This is a genomic window from Ketobacter sp. MCCC 1A13808 (assembly GCF_009746715.1).
GTDB lineage: Bacteria > Pseudomonadota > Gammaproteobacteria > Pseudomonadales > Ketobacteraceae > Ketobacter.
Window position 1 is genome coordinate 1 of record NZ_VRKW01000036.1, and the last position, 4,354, is coordinate 4,354.

The window sequence follows — 4,354 nt, forward strand, 5'->3', positions numbered from 1 at the left end:
CGATGGTCGGGTAACATCAGAAACCTCAGCTTGCCGGACTCAGTAACTCTGAACCCGGAAAAGGCGGTAAATTGTTAAAGAGCTGAGTACTTTTATGCGACAACAATGTTGACAGACACCGGATGCTTCGGCTCACATGCGTTAGATCCAGAAAATCCTGACGAATATTTTAACTATTGGTGTGATCCTTCAAACTATTCGAACTCATATAGATATAATTCCAATTACTACGAGTTTCATGAGGATAGTGAGTTTGTCAGTAAGGACGAGTGCCTGAATCATAAGTACTATGGTGTTGAAGGGGCATCGAATTCAAAAAATAAACAGCTAGATGATAATCTTGATGAGCAGATTGAAGAAGCAAGAGATAGAAGTTCGAAAAAATAAAGTTAATACGGTATCGATTGAAATTGCTATGGCCTATATCTGATCCATTGCTAATTTTTGAATCGCAGATGCATAACAAACGTATGCTGGTGGAGCAACCTACGTTCCACGATTTTTGTGGTCGTCGCTAACGCTCCTTTATACCACAAAAAACGCTCCACTACGGTTGCCCACAGATACGGGCGTTATAACTTTGCGAGCTGAAATATTTTTAAAACCAAGCGGTTTTACATCTACACCTTCGCAAGTCCGATAGGGCGTTGCTACCGCTTGTTCGGTTAGAATTTTGAGTAGTTTAGAGCTAGAAGTGATCAGCTAGAGTTTGCATTGTCTCCGCAATTTGGACTGAGCTAACGATTCAGTTCAGGGAGCACTGCCCCAGAGTTGGGCCGTAGTTTTGTTCAGGTGTTGTGGCTCCATGGTGGATTCTATCAAGTTGGTTCCGGGTGCATGGGCGGTTCGTGGACATCGAGGACGTGGCAAATTTTGGCTGAGGCGCATTTGATTCGGGTCGTGGTTTATTCCGTTGCCACAAACCTTGCGTGCATTCTTGCGGTGACTAACAGTGTGACTTACGGCAGCATCATAAATCGATAGGTCGGCCCACTTACATTCGGGATTCAACAGTTTTATCCTATTACGATGCAACAAAAGACAAAACAAAATACGAGTTGGTGGGCGGTGCAGGCAATGCGTTTTACCCAAGCAAATTATAACCATCACATGCAGTGGAGCCGCTTACGTTCCGCCGTTTTTGTGCATTCGCTTCGCTCATTGTTGCACAAAAACAGCTCCACTCCAGCGGCCCACTGATGTGGGCGTTAAGCATCCAAAGGAAATCGAGTCAATGGATCGACATCCAATAGAAATACAGATCGAACGGGCCGATACGGCGATTGTTTCCGAAGATTTTGATACGCTCATGGGTATCTATACGGATGATGCAATTTTGGTTGTTACACCGGGGGTGAACGCTTGTGGAAAACAAGAAATCCGGGAGGCATTTGAAAAAATTGCAGTATATTTCAAGAATGGGCTTAAATTAGCGCAGAACGGCATGGAAATCTTGGAGTCAGGAGATACCGCACTGGTGCTCGCTAATACCGTTGTTTCTGCGCCCAACTATCCTCCAACAGAGCGTAAAGCCACTTATGTATTTCACAAATCGGTTAGTGGCAATTGGTTATGCGCCATTGATAATTCATATGGCCACGAAGTGGTGCAAGTAAATGCTTAACAAAGCCAACCACACATGCACCAGCAAGCTGGTGCAGGACCTCCGTTTCGGCGCTTCGCGCCTACACTACGGCCTGTGTTGGCGACGTTAGCCAAAACTTATGAAAATCGTACTTACTAAGATATTCAGCGTATTAGCTGCTATTTTTGGGGTGATCATACTGGTAGCCGTTGTTGCTTTCTACCAACAAGGTGTTTATGACTCAATGAGTGGTTGGGCTACTGCTCTGAAGCTGTCTAGCTCTGTTGTTCGGGCTGGAATGTTAATGATGTGTGCAGTAGCTGCATGGAAATTTATATCAAAAACACCTGTGTTTGCGTGGGGTGCTTTTGCGGCATTTACAATTGGTGGTGCGCTAGATGTTATGTTTCAGTATGGGGTCGTAGCTGCATTTTCTCGTTTGATGCCAGAATACTACATAATGTCAGTTATACATGCAGTGTACGCAATAGCGCTCTGGTTATTAGTTTTTAATACTAAATCTGTCGGCGGCAATGGCTAACAAAGTGGTGCAGTGGAGCCAGTTACGCTCCGCTATTTTTATGGTATCGCTTCGCTCTTTTTACCATAAAAATAGCTCCACTACACTGGCCCACTGACCACGGCGTTAGCAGGCAGGCATGATCCGCACTAACAGAAAGTCAAAGCTTCCAAAAGGGTTCGCTTATCCGCTGGGAGCAGAGAAAATTAGCGAGGCGTTAAACGGTATACCTCAGGCCGGATCCGCCGTGCTAACTTTTGAGTGGCGGGATGAGTTTTGGGCGTCGAAATGGCGCGAGCGCGTGGCGAGCCTTGGTGTCGTTACTCTCATTCATGCTTCGTATTGGGACCGTTGGGACGAATGGCGACTGTTTGTGTACGCAGTACCTCGAGAATACAACGCTGCGGCTCGAGAGCACCTGCTCGGTCATGGTCTAGAAGAATTGGCAGCCAATCTTCGTGAGGCATATGGGAAAGCGAGTAGTTTCAGTCACAAAATTAAATTTAGCCTCGGTAGCGCGAATGCCAGCTAACCAGGCGTTCAAGGTGGACCCCTACACTCCGCGATTTTTTGTGCCCATTCGCTTCGCTCATTCTACGGCACAAAAAATCGCTCCGCTCCGGGGCCACTTAACTTGGCGTTATAACTACCGAGAACTATGGAACTAGATTTGAATTGGAAGATTTTTATGGTTTTGTTTTCCGCTCAATTCGGATTTCCTTTTTTGGCCTCAACAATAAAAAGGAGATTTCGGGAGCTAGGGTATGAGATGAAATCGGAACCGTTTTGGTCTTTGTTTAACATATCCAATTTCTGGAACGAAGCCAGGGAAACTAACAGAACTTACAAAGACGCAAAAATATCACAGTTGCTTTATGTTCGCACTGGTTGGTGGGTGTTAGTAGCAATATGTTTCATCGGTTTAGCGGTTTAGCGGTTTAGCGGTTTCGTGGTCGTCAGTTATAACAAATAGTGCCAGCTGACGTTTTGGTTAGTGCTTCGTTTTGTGTATGGCTCCGCCATATTACACAAAACTATACACCAACCAAAACGCAGCTGCACTAAGCGTTATGCGGTTCGATAGTAAATCACATTGGAGTATGCATGAGTAAAAAAGGTATAGTCTTATCCCCTTTATTTGAAGTACTTCCAAATGGAGGGCTTAAGTACATTGGAGAACCTCCACCGCTTGAATTAAGAAAATACTTAATGTATTGGGATGAGATTGATTACCCATCTAATGGTTTAATAAATATATATTCACCAAATATGGATTACTTAGAGACTACTAATTCCTTAAAAAGAACAAGAGTTGGATTTTCAAGTGGATTAATATCGGATGACGGTGAATATTTTATAGAAGCACAGGAAGCAGCGCTTAGATTAAATCAAGAGAAAGAACCGGGTTCGTGGAGCTTAGCTCAAATGTCTGCTGAGCCTCAATATTCTCAAGGAAATATTGGGGTTTCAGTTGATTTTGAGTTGTATGGAATGCTCCCAGTTCCTTCGGAAGACACACCTCTATCGGATATACTTGAGTTCAAAGAAAAGAGAAGAGATGAACTGATCGCGTTTAGAGTATATCTTGACGATATTTACCAGAAAATTATTGGATCAGCTGATATTCCAAGATCAAGGAATTCTGAAGTAACTAAGCTAGAAAATGCATTGAAGGATCTCGATAGAGCTTTAAATGAAGGAAAAATTAAGCGGGTAGTTACAAATATAAGGAATACAATAACTCAAGATTTTTCAGGCGTTGTAGGCGCTGGATTAGGTTCAATTAGTTTACCATCACTGATAGATATGTCACCTTTAATGGTAGGTATGGCTGGCGCAGGAATCGTTGTAGGTTTTAAATCAATGTTTTTGCCAAATATTATTGAGTGTCCAAGTCAATATAATTATCTAAAGAGTATTAGAAAAAGTTTTAACGTTAATGACCAAAATTAATTCACATTAACTCTATCTGGTTCAGTGAAACTAAGCCAAAAAAATACAATTCAAGGCTTTATAATCGCATAACAAACCGGTGCATCGTGGACCCAAACTGCGCGGCGCGAATTTGTTGTTCACTTCGTTCACCTTACCACAAATTCACGCCGCGCAGTTTGGGCCAATGACCGGGGCGTTATGTGCGCGCAGTAAATTGAATAATCAATGATTAGAAGACTATTACCAAACGATTACGACTACATTATTTCGAACTTGAATGGTTGGTGGGGTGGACGCAACGTAACTGATATGCT

General features: G+C 43.2%; 4 protein-coding genes. All 4 read left to right on the forward strand.

Annotation, left to right across the window (positions count from 1 at the left end):
- The first annotated feature begins 1,234 nt into the window (after positions 1–1,234).
- Positions 1,235–1,624 (forward strand): YybH family protein, encoded by a 390-nt coding sequence (locus tag FT643_RS22615; RefSeq protein WP_156873674.1) that lies wholly within the window; start codon positions 1,235–1,237, stop codon positions 1,622–1,624.
- A 100-nt stretch (positions 1,625–1,724) separates the two neighbouring features.
- Positions 1,725–2,126 carry a hypothetical protein gene (locus FT643_RS22620; RefSeq protein WP_156873675.1) on the forward strand — a complete coding sequence of 134 codons (402 nt, stop codon included), beginning with the start codon at positions 1,725–1,727 and terminating at the stop codon, positions 2,124–2,126.
- 118 nt (positions 2,127–2,244) lie between these two features.
- Positions 2,245–2,637, forward strand: coding sequence for a hypothetical protein (locus tag FT643_RS22625; RefSeq protein WP_156873676.1), 393 nt, complete (start codon positions 2,245–2,247; stop codon positions 2,635–2,637).
- 572 nt (positions 2,638–3,209) lie between these two features.
- Positions 3,210–4,058 carry a DUF6236 family protein gene (locus FT643_RS22630; protein ID WP_156873677.1) on the forward strand — a complete coding sequence of 283 codons (849 nt, stop codon included), beginning with the start codon at positions 3,210–3,212 and terminating at the stop codon, positions 4,056–4,058.
- Positions 4,059–4,354 lie beyond the last annotated feature (296 nt).

Bases quoted from the DNA above. Each gene is read 5' to 3' on its own strand.
- FT643_RS22615 (WP_156873674.1), top strand. From the start codon at position 1,235: ATGGATCGACATCCAATAGAAATACAGATCGAACGGGCCGATACGGCG.
- FT643_RS22630 (WP_156873677.1), top strand. From the start codon at position 3,210: ATGAGTAAAAAAGGTATAGTCTTATCCCCTTTATTTGAAGTACTTCCA.
- FT643_RS22620 (WP_156873675.1), top strand. From the start codon at position 1,725: ATGAAAATCGTACTTACTAAGATATTCAGCGTATTAGCTGCTATTTTT.
- FT643_RS22625 (WP_156873676.1), top strand. From the start codon at position 2,245: ATGATCCGCACTAACAGAAAGTCAAAGCTTCCAAAAGGGTTCGCTTAT.